The organism is Colwellia piezophila ATCC BAA-637 (genome assembly GCF_000378625.1).
In the GTDB taxonomy this organism is placed as follows: domain Bacteria; phylum Pseudomonadota; class Gammaproteobacteria; order Enterobacterales; family Alteromonadaceae; genus Colwellia; species Colwellia piezophila.
The window spans coordinates 183,062-201,737 of sequence record NZ_KB905160.1 but is presented as its reverse complement, the minus strand read 5'-3'; the positions used below and the strand labels follow the sequence as shown (position 1 = coordinate 201,737).

Here is an 18,676-nt window from a genome sequence, read left to right as displayed (position 1 = left end):
ATAATGGTTTTATCTTTTATCGGTATTATTTACTAAATAATGATTGAATAAGTCATTATTTATTAGGTAATTATTTAATAGGTAATAATGTAATAGGTTATACTAACCAGAAAATAAATTAAGTTAAAATAGTTCACCATACTGCACATGATAAACATTAAAGATAATCTTGATAAAATTAAAGCGCAAATTCAGCATGCTTGCCAACAAAATGGTCGATTAATTGCTCTTAATGAATTAACAGAGCAAATATCAGCGCAATTCAGTCCAGTATCACTACTCGCGGTCAGTAAAACCAAATCGGCGTCACTGGTTGAACAAGCTCATTTGGCCGGACAGAATGATTTTGGTGAGAACTACTTGCAAGAAGCGCTAGAAAAAATAGCGCTGTTATCTCATTTCCCTGAATTAACCTGGCATTTTATCGGCCCAATCCAATCGAATAAAACCAAACTGATCGCCAGTAACTTTTCTTGGGTTCATAGCGTAGATAGAGAAAAAATCGCTTTGCGCTTAAACCAACATATTCAAAATGATAATGGTCACAATACTCCGCTAAACATTTGTTTACAAGTGAATATTAGTAATGAAGAGTCAAAGTCTGGTATTGATATCGATGAGCTTTTTTCGCTCGCTGAGGTGGTCAACAACTGTGATAATCTCATCTTACGAGGGTTAATGGCTGTGCCAGAAAAAAATGCTCACAATCGCTGTTATGAAAAAATGCAGCACTTATTTGAACAATTACAAAAACGCTACCCTAGTGTCGATACCCTTTCTTTAGGCATGTCTAACGATTTAGAGCAAGCGGTCGCCCACGGCTCTACTATGGTGAGAATTGGTACCGCTATCTTTGGCGAACGAACAAAAAAAATTAACCTTTAGGATTATCTTATGAGTAAAATTGCCTTTATCGGTGCTGGAAACATGGCACGTGCGATTATTATTGGCCTAGTCAAGTCAGGTATTTCACCTCAGAATATTATGGTTGCTAATCCATCGGCAGAAAAGAGATTACAGTTAGCACAAACATTGGGCGTTTTACAAACCCATGATAATAACCAAGCCAGTGAGTTTGCTGATGTTGTCGTGCTTTGTGTCAAACCACATTTTATAGCAGAGGTTTGTCAGAGAATAAGTCAAGCGATTAATATCTCAGGAAAGCTTTTTATCTCTGTAGCCGCAGGCACAACCGTTGCCCAAATTCAGTTAGCCTTATCAAATAATAACAACATAACATTGCCACCAGTAGTTCGTGTTATGCCGAACACCCCTGCGCAACTTGGCCTAGGTATGAGTGGTTTATTTGCATCAAACGAAGTGAGCCTTGAGCAAAAGGCTATGGCTGAGAAACTCATGACCGCGGTAGGTAAAATAATATGGCTTGCCAATGAGGCTAAGATTAATGATATTATCGCAGTAGCTGGCTCTGCTCCAGCATACTTCTTCTTATTTATGGAAGCGATGGAAAAACAAGCACTACAATTAGGTTTTTCGGCCCAAGAAAGCCGCATGCTAGTACAGCAAACCGCCCTTGGCGCTGCGCAAATGGTAGAACAAAATGATGATACTATCAGTACATTGCGCGCGAATATCACTTCAAAGGGTGGCACAACACATGCTGCAGTTGAGACGCTAAAAAATGAAGGCATGGACGAGATGGTAAAAAAGGCTATGGATGCTGCAATAGCTCGCGCTGAAGAAATGGCTAAATAGCTCATTTCAATCACAATTATAAAATATAAAATTAATTAGAGGAATACCAATGGAAGCAATTATTTACTTGCTTAGATTCGCCTTCGATGCTTTGTTAATGATCTTGATCATCCGTGTTTGGTTACAATGGGTTAAAGCTGATTTTTATAGCCCATTAAGCCAATTCGTTGTCAAAGTAAGTAACCCATTAGTGGTGCCATTTCGTAGAGTTATTCCAAGTCTGGGTGGTTTGGACCTAGCAACCGTCGTCATTGCATATGCAGTAGCCACCTTAAAGTTTGTCACTCTTGCCGCTTTATCGGGTGAAAGCTTAGGGTTTTTAGCTTTTTATATTGGTTTATTAGTGTTATTAAAACAAGCCGGTTTTTTACTGTTTATTATTATGATCATCATGGCCATTATGAGTTGGGTAGTGCAAGGCTACAATGCGACATTAATGGTGCTGAGCCAATTAACCGAACCTTTTTTAACCCCTATTCGTAAGATAATGCCAAATATGGGTGGTTTGGATTTATCGATGTTAGTGGCGTTTTTAGCGATGAATGTCATTAATATAATGCTATCAAACTCTCTGCCTTATTGGGGCGCATTGTAATAGAGTACTCTGTAGTGATTGGTATCAACTTTTCTTGGCTCTGTTCTATAATTAACTAATATAATAGAGCCGCCCCAGATTCTATCTGTTTATTTGGAGAACAACATGAAAATTTCAATCATCAAACTATTTATCGCGTTAAGCCTTAGCTTGTTTGTGATGACCAGCGCTAGCGCTGAGAATATGAAAAAACTCGGCTCGATGAATGTGCATTACATCGCTATTGGCTCAACATTCTTTACCCCTGAAATAGCCAAAGCTTATGGCATTACGCGTAGCCGTTACAATGGTTTAATCAATATTTCAGTATTAGACAATAGCCAGCAAGGTACGCCCGCAAAAACCGTTAGCATCACCGGTACAGCTAAAAATAACTTAGGACAATTTAAAGATTTAGACTTTAAAGAAGTTAAAGAAGGCAGTGCTATTTATTACCTTGCTCAGGTTAACTATCACAATGAAGAAACCATTCATTTTAATATCATGATTAATGATGGTAAAGAAAAACAGCAGTTAAAGTTTTCCCAAAAATTCTATGTGGATTAATCCCCTAAGTAATATTTTTCCCCCATAAAGAGCCTTCATGGCTCTTTTTTTTATTGTTAACTTTAGTGGTATTACTATCTGAGGTAGAATAGCGCGATTAAAATTTCATTGATAAAACTCGAATAATACCAATTACACTAATATATTGATCAACTTAGAGTTATATTAGCGAGCTTAGAACAAGCAACATTACTTAAACATAGTTATTCTATATTTCTTTAATTTTGTGCCGTTATCAGTTTGCTAATAAACTCCCAAAGGGCGAGTACCTAATAAAAGGCAAAGGCTTACATGCGTCGTTATTGATTTCGACAAGAGAATAACCATTCTCTTCAATCAATGCCTTGCCTCTAAGCCTTTTAATTCTCGCTAAGTGGTCAATTAATTAATGTACTTGGTATAAACCATAGGTAGCTCTCATGTTAAAAGTTGTATTAGCCACAGGAAATCAAGGAAAAGTTAAGGAATTAGCGCACTTACTGGCCAAGCAAGCCATTGAAATTGTCCCGCAAAGCGAGTTTGATGTACCTGATGTTGCCGAAACTGGGACTACATTTGTCGAAAATGCCATCATTAAAGCGCGTCATGCCGCAAAAATCACCGGCTTACCGGCAATTGCTGACGACTCTGGTTTAGAAGTGGATGCCTTAAATGGTGCCCCTGGAGTCTATTCAGCTCGTTACGCCGAAGATATTACCCAAGGTGCCATTACCGATGACGATAACACCAACAAGTTACTCGCGGCCTTAATCAATACCCCAGATGAGCAGCGCACAGCGCGTTTTCATTGTGTACTGGTTTATATGAAACATGAGCATGACCCAACGCCACTTATTTGCCACGGTGTATGGCATGGGACTATTTCCCGACAAAAGCAAGGCGAGCAAGGGTTTGGTTACGATCCGATTTTTTGGCAAGAGGATTTACAGATGTCTTCTGCGCAATTATCACGAGAAGTTAAAAATCAACGAAGTCATCGCGGTCAAGCATTAGATAAGTTAGTCGAGAAACTTAACCTTGCTTCAAAATAACACTTTTAGAGCCCTGTGCTTATGTTAGGTATATCAGATATGTTAGAAAACCAACCCCTTTCACTTTATATACATATTCCATGGTGTGTGGAAAAGTGCCCATATTGCGACTTTAACTCACATGCAGTTAAAGAGGCGATTCCTGAGCAAGACTATGTCAATGCGTTAATTGCCGATTTAGATGCCGATATTCAGCGTTTTCAACTAACTAATCGTACCTTACACTCAATATTTATTGGTGGCGGCACACCGAGTTTATTTTCCGCGGCATCGATTAAGAGCATACTACAACAGGTACTCAGTCGGTTTGACCATAAACCAGAAATAGAAATCACCCTAGAAGCAAATCCAGGTACTATCGAAGCAGATAAATTCACCGGATTTTTCAATGCGGGGGTCAACAGGCTTTCTATAGGCGTACAAAGTTTTTCTTCTGATAAATTAATTAAGCTTGGCCGAATTCATGATAGTAACCAAGCGAAAACAGCAGCAAAATTAGCGACAGCAAGTGGTGTGACAAGTTTTAATTTAGATCTGATGCATGGCTTACCTAACCAATCAATAGATAATGCCCTTGATGACTTAAAGACAGCAATCAGCTTAAACCCTAATCATATCTCTTGGTATCAACTAACCATTGAGCCCAATACTATCTTCCATTCCAAGCCACCTAAGCTACCGGTAGATGACATTTTATGGGAGATTCAAGATCAGGGGGTGAAATTGCTTCATGAAGCAGGTTATCTGCAATATGAAATTTCGGCATACGCAAAACCTGGATATCAATGTCAGCATAATTTGAATTATTGGCAATATGGCGATTACCTGGGCATCGGTTGTGGCGCTCATGGCAAGATTACCAATAGTAGCACTCAACAGATAATGCGTACCGTTAAAGTAAAACATCCTAAGGGTTATCTAGATAAAACTCGCGATTTCTTAGATCAGCTATCAGAGGTCGATCAAGGTGAACGTGCTTTTGAGTTTATGATGAACCAATTGAGATTACATAAAGCTTTTAGTATTAAGCAATTCCAGACAAGTACAGGCCTGCCAATCAGCGCTGTAATTGCTAAACTCAAAGAAGCACAGCAAAAGCAATTTATGGATTGTCAGCTAATAGATAATGAAGAATATTGGCTAGTGACTGAAACAGGACAACGGTACTTGAATGATTTGTTAGAGTTATTCTTATGACGGAGCAATCTTCAGTAAGTACATCTGCTTTAGATAACAACACAGCACAACAGCAGCTTGATTTAACCTTTATGCAAAGAGCTTTCGAGCTTGCACAACAAGCGGAGCAACATGATGAAATTCCTGTTGGCGCGGTTGTCGTCTATCAAGGGAAAATTATCGGCGAAGGTTTTAACCAGTCTATCATGCTTAATGATCCCTCTAGCCATGCTGAAATGAATGCCATTCGCCAAGCGGGGGCTTATCTTGAAAACTACCGGCTAGTCGATTGTACCTTATACGTTACCCTTGAGCCCTGCCCTATGTGCGCAGGTTTATTAGTGCACAGTAGAATAAAGCGTTTAGTTTATGCCTGCAGTGATTTGAAAACAGGTGCCGCGGGTAGTGCATTTAATTTGGTCAATAATCAGCAACTAAACCATCAGGTAGCGGTACAATCAAATACCATGCAAGAAGCGTGTAGTCAGCTGCTTTCTGCTTTTTTTAAACGCCGTAGAAAAGAAAAAAAACAAGCCAGACAAGCAGCAAAGAAAGAACTGCTAGAGTAAAGAGTAAAGAGCAAAGCAGCAAAGCAGCAAAGCAGCAAAGCAAAAGGATTTTACGGTAGAGCTTCAATTCAAAATTGAAGTGAACCTATACCAATTCCAATAAGTTTCTTCTCACTCAGCGAGAGTTAAAAGTCTTAGAGGCAAGGCATTGATTGCAGATAATGGTTATTCCCTTATCAAAAACAATAACGCTGCATATAAGCCTTTTAAGCTCGCCCTTTGGGAGCTTTCCAGCGATTCGATAACCGCACAGAATTTCTTTCATATAGAGTGACTATATGAAAAAAATTCTATTTATTCTCAAAACGCTGGCAAGCTCTGAGTGGGAACTAACTTAATGGACTTGGTATTATGTTTAAACACAATTTCTCATAACTTCACCGTATAGATTTGATATATCAAGTACATTGAGGTATTAATAGAGGCATAATAACTGCACTATAAAAATTCTAAAAGATCTCAAGGTTATCACCACCTATGTTCTATCGTATTATCCCCCTATACCAAATGGATTGGTTTTATCTGATGTTATTGATTTGGTCAGATCCCCTTGTTAAATACTTTCATGCCAACGTAAAGTTCAAGTTAAGAAACAGTAACTTCTTATGAATTATCAAATAAAATCTCTGTGTCACCCGGGAGCGATTCGAGACAATAATGAAGATGCGATCAGTTGCGGCGTCAACAAAGAATTAAGTATTGTTTGGATGTTAGTTGCTGATGGCATGGGTGGGCATAATGCTGGTGAAGTCGCGAGTGCCTTGCTAGTTACTCATATGAAACAAGCACTGACTGGTCTATGTAAAATCCCCGCTCATTGGAGTTCATGGATTAGCGAGCAGTTTCATCACGCAAACTTAGTGATTATCAAGCAAGCAAAAAAGACTCCTGCGCAGCAAGGGATGGGAACTACTGGCATTTTGATGATAGTGAGCAAAAACACCTGCCACATTGGCTGGGTGGGTGACTCTAGAGCATACTCACTAAAAGCTAATGTCTTAGTACAAGAAACGGTAGATCACACTATGCTGCAAGAGTTAGTTAATCAAGGTGCGATAACAGCAGAGACAGCGAGAAGTTCAAAAAGTAGAAATTTACTTTCTCAAGCGATTGGTGTCAGAGAGAACATATCGGTTGATACTCAAACTATCGCCATTAACAAAGGTGATACTTTGATGTTATCTACCGACGGTTTACATGACTACCTAACTGAACATGACATATGTCGATATTTATCAGAGTTTTCTATAAATAAAAATTTGTGTCATGACATGGTAAACCAAGCAATGACCAACAGTAGTAGAGATAATCTCACAGTAGGTTTAATCAATTTCAATTAACGGATAAAGACTAAAATATCGCTAAAATAGTGAGACGTAAGCTAGGGTCTGTTGATCTTTCAGGGTTAAAATTTATTCAATTTAAAACGGGCTTAATCGCGGCGCGAGCTTTGTATCATAGTTATTCTATTAAATAAGCGAGCAACAAGGAGTAAGTTCGTTTTAAATGAACCCAAAGGGCAGCACTTGTTTGAAATTTATACGGCGTTATCGCATGTTCATGTAGCCACACCACTTCACATGCTCTGCCTTGCCTAAATATCAAACATGTTGCTGTAAAAATAATCTCGAAAGATCAACAGACCCTAGCATAAATACCGATAATTACTGGCTATGCTCTTCGCTAGTTTGTAAACCAAATAATTCATTTATCGTTTGATTAAAGTGTGAGCGCCTACGTGCCGTCATTTTTTGATGTTGCCGACTTAACTGCTTTTTACGTTGATTACTTCTTAGTGGTCTTTTCATTTAAATCCTCTCCAAAAAGTTATAATTCCAGTCCAATCATAACGCTCGATAATGACATTTTTATGACATTAACAAGCTTTTTTCGCTAGTTACGCCCAAAAAAATGCTCTTGTCACACCAGTGAACATGATTAAAAGTATAAGCAGTAAAACATCAAAAAAAAATCGTTAAGAGGCATAAGCCTTATTGACTATAAGGCTTAATGAAGTGAGTAAATCCTAATGCTCCTCGCTATTTAGCAGAGCGGACATAAATAATCTGAACTACATCACTGGTATCAGCTTCTGCGGTTGTTATATCTTTGATTTCAACATTGGTTTCGTATTCGCGAAGACTCCGTTTTGTCACTCTGTTCAAATACTGAAAGGTATTCATCGCATGATATTTTTTAGCAAAACTAGCAATAGGCATGTCATTGCAGAGAACAGAATTAGCAATTAATCTTACATTATCAATAGAGTACTGCTTTGACCTTCTTAATGCTTTTTTATTATCAGAGCCAGCAAAAATACAGACTTTAGTGGCAAAGCTATTATCACCCGCAATAAATTTGTATTGGATTGAGTTGGCATTAAAAGCGAAAGAGGCGATGACAATCAATAATATAAACTTTAGAACATTCATCATAATACTCCTGAGATTCTTTAGCTTAACAAGGTGTGCAATGGTAGAAGACCAAACACAGCAAAACTGCTAAGTCGTGAGGTTTACACTGGACTATTTGTGATGCATATAAAACGCCTGTTATTCCCTTGTACGTTAACGATAAAGAAAACAATCATCTAGGTTAATGCCTTCGAAATTTTCCGCTAAACGACACTGTCGTTGTAAAAATAGCTGACAATTAAACCATACGAGTAGACTTGATTATTTACTGATATGTCAATAAAAGCCAATAATTACAATAAAGTGGAAATTATTAAAGTGGGGTAAGTAAAGTGTAAAGAAAAAACAACTTTCATATTATTTTTACAGCATCATGGGTTTAAAGTAGCCATCAGCTGTTGATATATTAATAGATAGTTAAATTTCAAACAATTCATTACAATTCACTACAGCTCGACACAATTAAATGAGTCCGCAGTGCTGCTACTAGGATTTTTTAACCCTACTGCATTATAGTTTTTTGTCTTTTTCAGCCTGAACTGGGTTCGCATCTGTTGCTGATGACATATTGCTGCTGGGTAGTTGGCTCTCAGGCTCAGGGTTTACCAGTAACGCTTGTTGTTGCTTTTTTAGCTGATGTGCTGCGGTAATAGCTTGCTCTTTAGCTTTGTCATCTAACCAACTTAAGGTGTCATAATAGCGACGAATATTGTCAACGTAATGTACCGGCTCTTCACCGCGCGCATAGCCATGTTTAGTATTTTTATAATATTTTTTCTGCTGTAATAGTGGCAAGCGTGTTTTTACTTCAACCCAACGATCTGGGTCGCCACCTTGGCGTTGAGTGATAATCCTGGCATCGTTTAAATGACCGAAGCCTATATTGTAAGAAGCAAGCGCAAACCAAATACGATCAGGGCTTGGAATCCTGTCTGGCATCATCGCGATCATGCGCTTAAAGTACTTTGCCCCGCCTCGAATACTTTGCTCGGTATCTAAACGGCTTTTAATACCCATTTGCTTCGCTGTTGCTAATGTTAGCATCATCATACCGCGCACACCGGTATAGGAACGCGCCGTTGGGTTCCAATGTGATTCTTGATAACTAATGGCGGCTAATAAACGCCAATCAAGCTCTTGGGCATATTTTTCAAAGAGATGTTGATACTTAGGTAAAGTACTTGCTACCGCTTTGATAAAGGTACGGGTTTCAACATAATTAAACTGTTCGATGTGGCCATAATACTTATCATCAAGCGCCAGTAAAGTGCCATCGTGATGCACTATGCCAAAAAACTCGACCAAACTTGCCAATATATCATCATGGCCATTTTTACTGACCATCCAAGCTAAAGGCTCTGGATTATTAATGCTAAAACCAATGCTTATCTCTGGATAATAACGGCGGTTAATGGCTAAATTATTACTATCAATTACGGTATAATCTATTTCACCACTGAGTACTTTAGCCAGTAGTTCTTCACTGTCAAATTCAATGGTTTCTTGCCAAGTAAGTTCACTGTGCATTTGTTTTAACTTTTCCAGGTTCTCCACATAACTTGACCCGGTAGTAACCATTAACTTACCCGTTAAGTCAGCCACTTTTCTCGGTCTGATATTGCCTTGCTTAAAAACTAATTTCTGGCTGATAGTTTCATAACTCGGCGCAAATCGAAAACGTTGTAGGCGTTTTTCTGTTTTTGATAAACTCGCAGCCAACAAATCAACTTCACCGGTATTTAACTTGATAAAAAGTTCATTCAGGCTATAACTTGGGATAATGCGTAACTCAACATTAAGCGAGTCAGCATATTTTTTTGCTAATTCATATTCAAAACCAGCAAAGCCACTGGCTGTAGTGTAGTAATTAGTGGGACCAAAAATAGTGCCTACGTTGATGTAACCTCGCGCTAAAATGCGGGATAAACTCGCGTTGTCATCTTTTTGATCGCAAGCACTTAACAACGTAGCGGCAAAGATCGCCAAAATCATCAAGGTTACCCTGGCGACAGAGGTATTACTAAGCTTAGCTTTCTGCAAAATAGGAAGATATTTAATCATAAGTCCAATTGTGTCGTGTATTACTCTAATAACCAAGCTCTTTTTTACCTGACACACACGACAGGTTATTACTTGACTTTTTCCATTAACAAACGCCTTATTTTAAACTATAATACGCGCGAAATTTTCGGTTAGCTTTCATTGCCTAAATCATGCAGTAAAAGTCAATCAAAACCTTACCTAAAACTTGGTGATTACCCTATGACGATGTTGATTAAAAACCTTCGTGGCGCTCCAGCACTTTCTGAGTTCAGAGTTAAAAAATTATTAGCTCAATGTGAACAGTTACAACTGCCTGTAAATGATATTTATGCTGAATTTGCCCATTTCGCTCAACTTAATCAAGCGTTAAGTACCAGCGAAGAGAATGTTTTACAGCAATTACTTACTTACGGCCCAACAATTGAAGAGCATCAACCTGCTGGTTTGTTTTTATTAGTGACTCCTCGTCCGGGCACTATTTCTCCTTGGTCATCAAAGTCTACCGATATCGCTCACAACTGTGGCTTAGCTAAAGTTGTTCGTTTAGAGCGAGGTATTGCTTATTACATCTCATTAAAAGACGGTGCCGAATTAACAGTAGCGCAAGAATTACAAGTAAATACTTTATTACACGACCGTATGATGGAAAGTGTCTTTAATGATTTCGCCGAGGCAAGTAAGTTATTCGCTAGCAGTGAGCCGGGTGAATTAACGGTTATTGATATTGAAAATGGCGGCAAGCAAGCGCTTGTTAAAGCGAACGTAGAATTAGGTTTGGCTTTAGCGGATGATGAAGTAAATTACTTATTTGAAAACTTCACTAAACTAGGTCGCAACCCACACGACATTGAACTTTATATGTTTGCTCAAGCAAACTCAGAGCATTGTCGTCATAAAATATTTAACGCTGACTGGACTATTGACGGTGTTAAGCAAGAGAAGTCTCTGTTTAAAATGATCCGTAATACTCATGAGATTAACGGTGATTACGTACTTAGCGCTTATAAAGATAATGCAGCAGTAATGGTGGGTAATAAAGGCGGTCGCTTCTTCCCTGACCCAGAAACCAATGTTTACGGTTACCACCATGAAGATATTCAAATATTGATGAAAGTGGAAACTCATAACCACCCTACCGCTATCTCTCCTTACCCTGGTGCCGCGACAGGCAGCGGTGGTGAAATTCGTGATGAAGGCGCAACCGGTATCGGCTCAAAACCAAAAGCCGGTTTAGTGGGCTTCTCGGTATCGAACTTACGTATTCCTGAATTTGTGCAACCTTGGGAAACTGATTTTGGTAAACCAAGCCGTATTGTTACTGCTTTTGACATCATGATGGAAGGCCCATTAGGTGGCGCGGCATTTAACAATGAATTTGGCCGCCCGGCTATTTTAGGTTACTTCCGTACTTATGAAGAAGAAGTTAACTCCTTTAACGGTGTTGAGGTACGTGGTTACCACAAGCCAATTATGCTTGCTGGTGGTTTAGGTAATATTCGTGATGAACACGTACAAAAACGTGAAATTATCGTTGGCGCTAACTTAATTGCCTTAGGTGGCCCGGCCATGAACATTGGTTTAGGCGGTGGTGCTGCTTCATCAATGGCATCAGGTCAGTCAGCTGAAAGCTTAGATTTTGCTTCTGTGCAACGTGAAAATCCAGAGATGGAACGTCGTTGCCAAGAAGTTATCGATAAGTGTTGGCAATTAGGTGAAGAGAATCCTATCGCCTTTATTCACGATGTCGGTGCTGGTGGTTTATCTAATGCTTTCCCTGAGCTCGTTTCTGATGGTGGTCGTGGTGGTGTTTTTGAACTGCGCAACGTACCAAACGATGAGCGTAGTATGGCGCCGCATGAAATCTGGTGTAACGAATCTCAAGAACGTTATGTTATTGCCGTATCAGACAAGAACTTAGCCGTTTTTGAACAAATATGTGCCCGTGAACGTGCACCGTATGCTGTTGTTGGTCGTGCCACCGAAGAATTACAATTAACCGTTACTGATGCACACTTTAGTGACAACGAAAAACTGAATACGCCGATTGATTTACCGCTTGAGGTATTATTAGGTAAAACACCTAAAATATTCAAAGACGTTAAAACGGCAACCGCTGCTGGTGATTCATTAGAGTTAAGCAATGTCACCTTAACTGATGCTGCTGACCGTATTTTAAGTTTACCAACGGTTGCTGAAAAAACCTTCCTAATTACCATAGGCGATCGCAGCGTAACAGGCATGGTTAACCGTGACCAAATGGTTGGGCCTTGGCAAGTTCCAGTAGCTGATTGTGGTGTTACCGCTTCTGCATTAGATTCATACCATGGTGAAGCAATGTCTCTTGGTGAGCGTACGCCAGTTGCCTTATTGAACTTTGGCGCTTCTGCTCGTTTAGCCGTAGCTGAATCACTCACTAACATTGCCGGTACTGATATTGGCGACTTAAACCGTATTAAACTTTCTGCTAACTGGATGTCGCCTGCGGGTCACCCTGGTGAAGATGCCGGTTTATATGAAGCGGTTAAAGCCATTGGTGAAGAACTTTGTCCAGCCCTTGGTTTAACCATTCCGGTAGGCAAAGACTCAATGTCAATGCGTACCCAGTGGGAAGAAAACGGTGAACAAAAATCTGTCACTTCACCTATGTCATTAATCATCACCGCTTTTGGTGTTGTTGAAGATATTCGTAAAACAGTAACGCCTGAGCTTCGCAGCGACAAAGGCGAGACACGTCTAGTCGCTATCGACTTATCAAAAGGTAAAAAACGCCTTGGTGGCTCATGTTTAGCGCAAGTTTACAAACAGCTAGGTAATGAAACCCCTGATGTTGATAGCCCTGAAGTACTAAAAGGTTTCTTTAACGCCATGCAAGCCCTGGTACGCGCAGAGAAGCTTGTTGCTTATCATGATATTTCAGATGGTGGTTTATTCACTACCGTGACTGAAATGGCGTTTGCTGGTCATACCGGTGTTGATATTGATATCAGTAAGTTATCAAACGGCGCAAGTGATGATTTAGCGACCTTGTTTAATGAAGAGCTTGGCGCAGTTATGCAAATTCGTGAAAGCGATGTTGAAGCTATTGACGCAATTTTAGCTGAACATGGCATTCTCGATTATTGTACTGACATTGGTCATTTGAACAACGAAGATACTATCCGCTTTAGCCGTGATGGAAAAGTTGTCCTAGAAAATTCTCGTACGTATTACCGTACTGTTTGGGCACAAACGACTTATAGAATGCAGTCACTGCGTGATAATCCAGAATGTGCACAACAAGAGCACGATGTTAAATTTGATACTGAAGATCCAGGTTTAAACACTGAGCTTACTTTTGATATCAACGAAGATATTGTTGCTGATTTAATCATAAAAGATGCGCAAAGCTCTAGCAATGGTATAGCCAATCCACGTATTGCAATCTTACGTGAGCAAGGTGTTAACTCTCATGTAGAAATGGCGGCCGCTTTTGACCGAGCTGGTTTTGTTGCTGTTGATGTACATATGTCTGATATCTTATCAGGTCGTGCTGACTTAGCTGACTTTAACGGCTTAGTTGCTTGTGGTGGTTTCTCTTACGGTGATGTACTTGGTGCTGGTGAAGGTTGGGCAAAATCAATCTTATTTAACGAAGATGCACGCACTATGTTTAAAACATTCTTTGAGCGCCAAGATACTTTCACCTTAGGTGTGTGTAACGGCTGTCAAATGTTGTCAAACTTAAAAGACATCATCCCAGGCTCTGAACACTGGCCTCACTTTGTCCAAAACAAATCAGAGCGTTTTGAAGCACGTTTCTCATTAGTTGAAATTCAAGAGAGTCCGTCGGTATTATTCAAGGGCATGGCCGGTTCACGTATGCCAATCGCGGTATCGCACGGTGAAGGTTATGCTGAATTTAGCTCGGATACTGCTATTGATGCTGCCAACAACTCAGGCACAGTATCAATGCGTTTCGTTAATAACTACGGTGACGTTACGGAAACATACCCTGCTAACCCTAACGGCTCAGTTGATGGTATCACAGCGTTAACGACTACCGATGGTCGTGTCACCATTATGATGCCACATCCTGAGCGTGTATTTAGAACCGTTGCTAACTCATGGCATCCAGATAGCTGGGGTGAAGATTCACCTTGGGTGCGTATGTTTCGTAACGCTCGCGCTTTTATCGGTTGATCTTTTTGCTATTAAGCCTAAATCATTTGTCAAAAGTACTCACTGACATTCGTCAGCTCCGTGCTTTTTCCTTTGATTTGGACTGACTAGCTGCAAGATAAACAATAAAATAGAACCGGTAAATTTCTGTTAAGAGATTTCCCGGTTTTTTATTGCCTTTTTTTCAATGTTAAAATATTGTAACTATCAGACAACGTAACTACTAAAACCGTATTACTAAAACAATAAAGGAAACCTTGCTTATGCAACAACATGACTGCTCTCCCCTCAGCGATTATATTGAATACCCTAGCGCCGAAATGTTAACGCGATCGTTAGATTTTTATGATGAAGTAAAGCGCCGTCATTCTGTACGAAGCTTTAGTGATAGGCCTGTCGATAAGGAAGTCATAGAAAACTGTTTGAGAGCCGCAGGAACAGCACCCAGTGGCGCAAATCATCAGCCTTGGCATTTTGTTGCTGTTAACTCTCCCGATATTAAGAAAAAAATTAGAGAGCAAGCTGAAATTCACGAGCGAGGTTTTTATCAAGGCCGTGCGGGAGAAGAGTGGCTAGGTGCATTAAAAGATTTAGGTACTGATGCTAACAAGCCATATTTAGAACATGCACCTTGGTTGATTGCTATTTTTAGTCAAAAGAAAGGCGGTACTGCAGAGGAAGATAAAAAGACTAATTATTATGTCCATGAGTCTGTTGGTATAGCCACGGGCATATTGATTACCGCTCTGCATAATGCCGGTTTAGCCACGTTAACGCATACACCAAAGCCAATGTCCTTTTTAAACCAGGTTTGTCAGCGTGGTGATAATGAGCGCGCTTATATGTTGCTCATTGCCGGATACCCAAGTAAAGATGCAACCGTGCCTGCTCATGCACAAGTGAAAAAAAGCTTGGATGATATCGCAACTTTTTTATAATAGTTTGTACTAGCTAACCCGCTAGTGACAATTATTGAAATAATTAGCTAAACAAAGTCTAATGATATATCGGTACAGCCTTTTACGCAGCGTACGCCGGTTGGCTCATTTTGCTCAGGGGTATAGAGTTTTAACGGTTGTCTGCAGACGCTACAGAGTACGGTTTTACCTAACATCACTTGTTTAAGTAATTTCTTTTGCTCAAAAAAAGAGTCTTTACTGGCTTTTTGTAACGCTGAAAATTGTTTAAGATCTATGCTCATATACTTGTCACACTCGCTATTAATAAAACTATTGGTACATTTAAATAAATTACGATAATTAAGCCATTTTTAAGAATTGTTAAGCGATAAAATAAACGCCTTCAAATTGGCCGTTTAAAGGTGCGCCGCTTGACTCTAACAATTGCTGATAGCCGATTATATTTTCATGGCTTGCTGGCATTTGCGGGTAAGCAGTAATTTCCCAAGGTAAATCAGCATTCGTTTCAGAAGGGGTAAAAGAAAGTTTTTGATTGTTTTCTAATAATAACTGGCCGAACTTAAGCGCTAATTCTTGACTAGGAAATAACATTGAGAATTCAATTTCACGCTCGCTATTAAGATCATCACCATCTTGGCTCATCTGCCAAAGGGTAGTGCCGATTTCATCTTCAGGGAAAAGTGCTAAATCACGTGTCATCTTTACTCTCATTTATTGTTAATTCAGGTCAATTTTAGGGATTATTATCCACAATTCACTATTTTAGCTTTGCTAAGTCAAGAAACCTAGTAAAATAACGTCAAAGCCCTCGTTAGCCATTTAAAGCATGCCAATAGAACCAAGCCGTTCAGATAATAAAGATGAAAAATCAACTGATAAACATCAAACTTTTGAATGGCATATTGTTGTCACCGATAAAAGGAGCACTGAGAATAGCGCCAATGAAAAAGAACATCGCACTGCCATTTCAATATTAGAGAATTATCGTGATGCACAAAGTAATTCACCACAAAAATCCCTGTCTAAAGCTGAATTAAAACTGGCCATAAGTAAAGGTGCATTATGGTTAACGCCAGCAAAGAACAAAAAACAAACCCAACGTCTACGTCGTGTTAAAAAGCAATTATCGATAGGTGATGAACTGCATTTTTATTACAATAGTGCAGTGCTGTCAACGCCAGTTCCACAAGCCATACTCATTGAAGACTTAATTGATTACAGCGTATGGTATAAGCCTTACGGCATGTTATCACAAGGCTCTAAATGGAGTGACCATTGTACTATTGCTCGTTTCGCTCAACAAAACTTACCGAATGAGCGCCCTGCTTTTATTGTCCATAGATTAGATAGAGCGGCAACAGGATTGATCCTTATCGCGCACAGTAAAAAATCGGCACGAGCGTTGTCAACAATGTTTGAGCATCATCAACTAGAAAAACATTATCAAATCGTTGTCCATGGTGATCACAGTAAAAGGCCGCAGCCCGAAATCATTGACAGTGATGTTAATGGTAAAAGTGCCCGTAGTACCTTTATTTGTTTGGCTTATGATAGCGCTACCGGACGTTCATTAATTAAAGTAAAAATAGACAGTGGTAGAAAACATCAAATACGCATCCATGCCGCGAGCATAGGTATGCCTGTAGTTGGCGATAGATTACATGGCATCGCAGATGAAAATGAGCAAAGTAATTTGCAGTTGTGTGCAGTAAGCTTACGCTTTGTTTGTCCACTACCTGCAAAGATAACGCCTGCAGCTGACAAGGTTACTACGCAGCAAGAACACTTTTTTGAATTGCCAGAAACATTAAAGCCTCAGTTGTAACATATGTTAGAACTGAGGCTTTAAATTTATAGGTTGTCTCGCGCTGAAATATATTTACCAGAACATAGCGCCTATATACGTCGCTTAGATGCAGTAATTAAAATCGCTATCTTCAAGTAAAGACAAGCTATCACCAACCAACTCTTTGCTGGCAATCACTTTTAATAACTCAAAGCCTTGCTGACGCTGCTCTAAAGTGAGCGCTTGATAAGGTAGACGGATATTTTTAGGTACTGCATCTGTCATCATTAACGCAGTATTAATGGCAATCGGATTAGGCTCACAAAATAGCCATTCCATTAAACCTTTCACTTGCTCATTAACAAGCGTGGTCTGTGTTAAATTCTCTTTATCCATTAACTGGCGCATAATGCCCGGGATGATATTTGAAGTCACAGAAATCACGCCATGTGAGCCATATTCATGGCGACCCGCATAACTTTCATCATCATTACCTGACCAACAAGCAATGCCTTGTTTTTCATAATAGGCAATGCGATCGTTACCCGCACACTCTTTTACGCCGATAAAGTTTTTATGCGTTGATAAAGGCTCAATGAACTCGGGTGTTAAATCTTGTCCTGTTCGACCAGGCACATTATAAATAAAGGCAGGACCAATTTCGAGTACTTTTTTAAAGTGCTCTATTACGCCTTTAAGAGACGTTCGGCCATAATAAGGATTAATTTGAAGTGCTGCATCCATACCGATAGCAAAACCATATTCGGTGGCTTTAATTGCCTCGCGAGTATTATTACTACCCGTATTACCAACAATAATTAACTTATCACCAAAGTGATTGACACAATGAGCAATGAGCATTAAATGCTCTTCCCAGCTAAGTAGATGGCCTTCACCGGTTGTACCACCGACGACTATGCCATCAACACCTGCAGCGATTTGCTCTTTTATCAAGAAATCGTAACTTTTTAAACAAACTTCCCCTTTTTCAGTGTAGGGCGTTTTTATTGCGGTAATTAAACTTGCTGCTTTTAATCGCTTCATTAACTATCTCTAATTCTTATTTGATTTTAATATTTAGGTAAATCAGTAAACTCTTGCCATTATTCTAACAATGACCGAGGTCATCAACAACCCGTCTCATAATATATTCTTCATCAGTTAATAAATGTTGGTAATGAAATTTTTTATGATCCAACGCTAGTACTTTATATGCTTGATAATTATCATCATTATTTAAATCTGACGCATATAGTTCTTCATTAATGAGTTCATTTTTAGTTAGGGTAAAGTGAATGTCGCCTACTAACCCCCAATCACCAAGTTCGGTGATTTCCTCAATAACGTCTCCCTTTTCATCAAGTGTTATAAAGGTAAATTCAAAGCTGCCATCACTGCTAAGCTGAGCATATTCAACGGTTTCATGACCTTTCTCATCAATATCATTTCGATACCAGCGACCAAAAAGTAAACCTCGGGGATAAGTCTTTTTACTCACCATGTGTTTCCCTCAAATTTTGCCATATGGAATTAGAACTTTAAGTTATTAGTTAATACCAAGTTGATTAAGTTCTTTCCCACTCAGCGAGAGTTAAAAGGTTTATAGGCAAGGAATTGATTGAAGAGAATGGTTATTCAGGAGAATATGCTCCTGCATTCTCTAAGAAGCTGCATCCATGCAGCGTCCTTGTCAAAATCAATAACTCAGCATGTAAGCCTTTG

General features: G+C 39.4%; 18 protein-coding genes. 11 read left to right on the top strand and 7 right to left on the bottom strand.

Going from position 1 to position 18,676, the window contains the following annotated elements; all coding sequences use genetic code 11:
* The first annotated feature begins 147 nt into the window (after nt 1–147).
* The 8 genes from F580_RS0100965 (at nt 148) to F580_RS0100930 (ending at nt 6,973) form a co-directional block, all read left to right on the top strand.
* The gene (locus F580_RS0100965; protein WP_019025824.1) at nt 148–885 is read left to right on the top strand and encodes a YggS family pyridoxal phosphate-dependent enzyme; all 738 of its coding nucleotides are present in this window, start codon (nt 148–150) and stop codon (nt 883–885) included.
* A 9-nt stretch (nt 886–894) separates the two neighbouring features.
* Nucleotides 895–1,716, top strand: coding sequence for a pyrroline-5-carboxylate reductase (gene proC / locus F580_RS0100960; protein ID WP_019025823.1), 822 nt, complete (start codon nt 895–897; stop codon nt 1,714–1,716).
* 49 nt (nt 1,717–1,765) lie between these two features.
* Entirely contained in the window at nt 1,766–2,311 is a 546-nt protein-coding gene (locus F580_RS0100955) for a YggT family protein (protein ID WP_019025822.1), read from the top strand.
* A 105-nt stretch (nt 2,312–2,416) separates the two neighbouring features.
* The gene (locus tag F580_RS0100950) at nt 2,417–2,857 is read left to right on the top strand and encodes a DUF4426 domain-containing protein (protein ID WP_019025821.1); all 441 of its coding nucleotides are present in this window, start codon (nt 2,417–2,419) and stop codon (nt 2,855–2,857) included.
* Nucleotides 2,858–3,276: 419 nt separating this feature from the next.
* Nucleotides 3,277–3,888, top strand: coding sequence for an RdgB/HAM1 family non-canonical purine NTP pyrophosphatase (gene rdgB / locus F580_RS0100945; RefSeq protein WP_019025820.1), 612 nt, complete (start codon nt 3,277–3,279; stop codon nt 3,886–3,888).
* A 39-nt stretch (nt 3,889–3,927) separates the two neighbouring features.
* Nucleotides 3,928–5,085: a radical SAM family heme chaperone HemW gene (hemW, locus tag F580_RS0100940; RefSeq protein ID WP_019025819.1), complete on the top strand. Its 1,158-nt coding sequence runs from the start codon at nt 3,928–3,930 to the stop codon at nt 5,083–5,085.
* A complete protein-coding gene (tadA, locus tag F580_RS23690; protein WP_019025818.1) occupies nt 5,082–5,633 on the top strand; it encodes a tRNA adenosine(34) deaminase TadA in 552 nt (183 codons plus the stop codon). The genes hemW and tadA overlap by 4 nt, the downstream gene beginning before the upstream one ends.
* 605 nt (nt 5,634–6,238) lie before the next feature.
* A complete protein-coding gene (locus F580_RS0100930; RefSeq protein WP_019025817.1) occupies nt 6,239–6,973 on the top strand; it encodes a PP2C family protein-serine/threonine phosphatase in 735 nt (244 codons plus the stop codon).
* A gap of 324 nt (nt 6,974–7,297) precedes the next feature.
* On the opposite strand, the gene F580_RS26245 is transcribed toward F580_RS0100930, so the two are convergent.
* From F580_RS26245 to mltF, 3 genes are all read right to left on the bottom strand, one after another.
* A complete protein-coding gene (locus tag F580_RS26245) occupies nt 7,298–7,441 on the bottom strand; it encodes a hypothetical protein (protein ID WP_019025816.1) in 144 nt (47 codons plus the stop codon).
* Nucleotides 7,442–7,672: 231 nt separating this feature from the next.
* Entirely contained in the window at nt 7,673–8,068 is a 396-nt protein-coding gene (locus F580_RS0100920) for a DUF3718 domain-containing protein (protein ID WP_083926924.1), read from the bottom strand.
* Nucleotides 8,069–8,557: 489 nt separating this feature from the next.
* The gene (gene mltF / locus F580_RS23685) at nt 8,558–10,108 is read right to left on the bottom strand and encodes a membrane-bound lytic murein transglycosylase MltF (protein ID WP_083926923.1); all 1,551 of its coding nucleotides are present in this window, start codon (nt 10,106–10,108) and stop codon (nt 8,558–8,560) included.
* A 201-nt stretch (nt 10,109–10,309) separates the two neighbouring features.
* On the opposite strand from mltF, the gene purL reads away from it, so the two are divergent.
* Complete coding sequence (gene purL, locus F580_RS0100910) at nt 10,310–14,269, top strand: phosphoribosylformylglycinamidine synthase (protein ID WP_019025813.1); 3,960 nt, start codon at nt 10,310–10,312, stop codon at nt 14,267–14,269.
* A 242-nt stretch (nt 14,270–14,511) separates the two neighbouring features.
* On the top strand, nt 14,512–15,186 hold the full coding sequence (locus F580_RS0100905) for a nitroreductase family protein (protein ID WP_019025812.1): 675 nt from the start codon (nt 14,512–14,514) through the stop codon (nt 15,184–15,186).
* A gap of 47 nt (nt 15,187–15,233) precedes the next feature.
* Here the strand turns inward: F580_RS0100905 and F580_RS0100900 are convergent, their stop codons facing one another.
* Nucleotides 15,234–15,449, bottom strand: a complete 216-nt coding sequence (locus F580_RS0100900; protein WP_019025811.1) for a hypothetical protein — start codon at nt 15,447–15,449, stop codon at nt 15,234–15,236.
* Between the two features lie 79 nt (nt 15,450–15,528).
* Nucleotides 15,529–15,867 (bottom strand): ribonuclease E inhibitor RraB, encoded by a 339-nt coding sequence (locus F580_RS0100895; RefSeq protein ID WP_019025810.1) that lies wholly within the window; start codon nt 15,865–15,867, stop codon nt 15,529–15,531.
* 127 nt (nt 15,868–15,994) lie between these two features.
* On the opposite strand from F580_RS0100895, the gene F580_RS0100890 reads away from it, so the two are divergent.
* Nucleotides 15,995–16,993, top strand: coding sequence for a pseudouridine synthase family protein (locus F580_RS0100890; protein WP_019025809.1), 999 nt, complete (start codon nt 15,995–15,997; stop codon nt 16,991–16,993).
* Nucleotides 16,994–17,077: 84 nt separating this feature from the next.
* Here the strand turns inward: F580_RS0100890 and dapA are convergent, their stop codons facing one another.
* Nucleotides 17,078–17,998 (bottom strand): 4-hydroxy-tetrahydrodipicolinate synthase, encoded by a 921-nt coding sequence (gene dapA / locus F580_RS0100885; RefSeq protein ID WP_019025808.1) that lies wholly within the window; start codon nt 17,996–17,998, stop codon nt 17,078–17,080.
* A gap of 64 nt (nt 17,999–18,062) precedes the next feature.
* Nucleotides 18,063–18,455 carry a hypothetical protein gene (locus tag F580_RS0100880; RefSeq protein ID WP_019025807.1) on the bottom strand — a complete coding sequence of 131 codons (393 nt, stop codon included), beginning with the start codon at nt 18,453–18,455 and terminating at the stop codon, nt 18,063–18,065.
* Nucleotides 18,456–18,676 lie beyond the last annotated feature (221 nt).

Bases quoted from the DNA above. Each gene is read 5' to 3' on its own strand.
- F580_RS0100965 (WP_019025824.1), top strand. From the start codon at position 148: ATGATAAACATTAAAGATAATCTTGATAAAATTAAAGCGCAAATTCAG.
- proC (WP_019025823.1), top strand. From the start codon at position 895: ATGAGTAAAATTGCCTTTATCGGTGCTGGAAACATGGCACGTGCGATT.
- F580_RS0100955 (WP_019025822.1), top strand. From the start codon at position 1,766: ATGGAAGCAATTATTTACTTGCTTAGATTCGCCTTCGATGCTTTGTTA.
- F580_RS0100950 (WP_019025821.1), top strand. From the start codon at position 2,417: ATGAAAATTTCAATCATCAAACTATTTATCGCGTTAAGCCTTAGCTTG.
- rdgB (WP_019025820.1), top strand. From the start codon at position 3,277: ATGTTAAAAGTTGTATTAGCCACAGGAAATCAAGGAAAAGTTAAGGAA.
- hemW (WP_019025819.1), top strand. From the start codon at position 3,928: ATGTTAGAAAACCAACCCCTTTCACTTTATATACATATTCCATGGTGT.
- tadA (WP_019025818.1), top strand. From the start codon at position 5,082: ATGACGGAGCAATCTTCAGTAAGTACATCTGCTTTAGATAACAACACA.
- F580_RS0100930 (WP_019025817.1), top strand. From the start codon at position 6,239: ATGAATTATCAAATAAAATCTCTGTGTCACCCGGGAGCGATTCGAGAC.
- F580_RS26245 (WP_019025816.1), bottom strand. From the start codon at position 7,441: ATGAAAAGACCACTAAGAAGTAATCAACGTAAAAAGCAGTTAAGTCGG.
- F580_RS0100920 (WP_083926924.1), bottom strand. From the start codon at position 8,068: ATGATGAATGTTCTAAAGTTTATATTATTGATTGTCATCGCCTCTTTC.
- mltF (WP_083926923.1), bottom strand. From the start codon at position 10,108: ATGATTAAATATCTTCCTATTTTGCAGAAAGCTAAGCTTAGTAATACC.
- purL (WP_019025813.1), top strand. From the start codon at position 10,310: ATGACGATGTTGATTAAAAACCTTCGTGGCGCTCCAGCACTTTCTGAG.
- F580_RS0100905 (WP_019025812.1), top strand. From the start codon at position 14,512: ATGCAACAACATGACTGCTCTCCCCTCAGCGATTATATTGAATACCCT.
- F580_RS0100900 (WP_019025811.1), bottom strand. From the start codon at position 15,449: ATGAGCATAGATCTTAAACAATTTTCAGCGTTACAAAAAGCCAGTAAA.
- F580_RS0100895 (WP_019025810.1), bottom strand. From the start codon at position 15,867: ATGACACGTGATTTAGCACTTTTCCCTGAAGATGAAATCGGCACTACC.
- F580_RS0100890 (WP_019025809.1), top strand. From the start codon at position 15,995: ATGCCAATAGAACCAAGCCGTTCAGATAATAAAGATGAAAAATCAACT.
- dapA (WP_019025808.1), bottom strand. From the start codon at position 17,998: ATGAAGCGATTAAAAGCAGCAAGTTTAATTACCGCAATAAAAACGCCC.
- F580_RS0100880 (WP_019025807.1), bottom strand. From the start codon at position 18,455: ATGGTGAGTAAAAAGACTTATCCCCGAGGTTTACTTTTTGGTCGCTGG.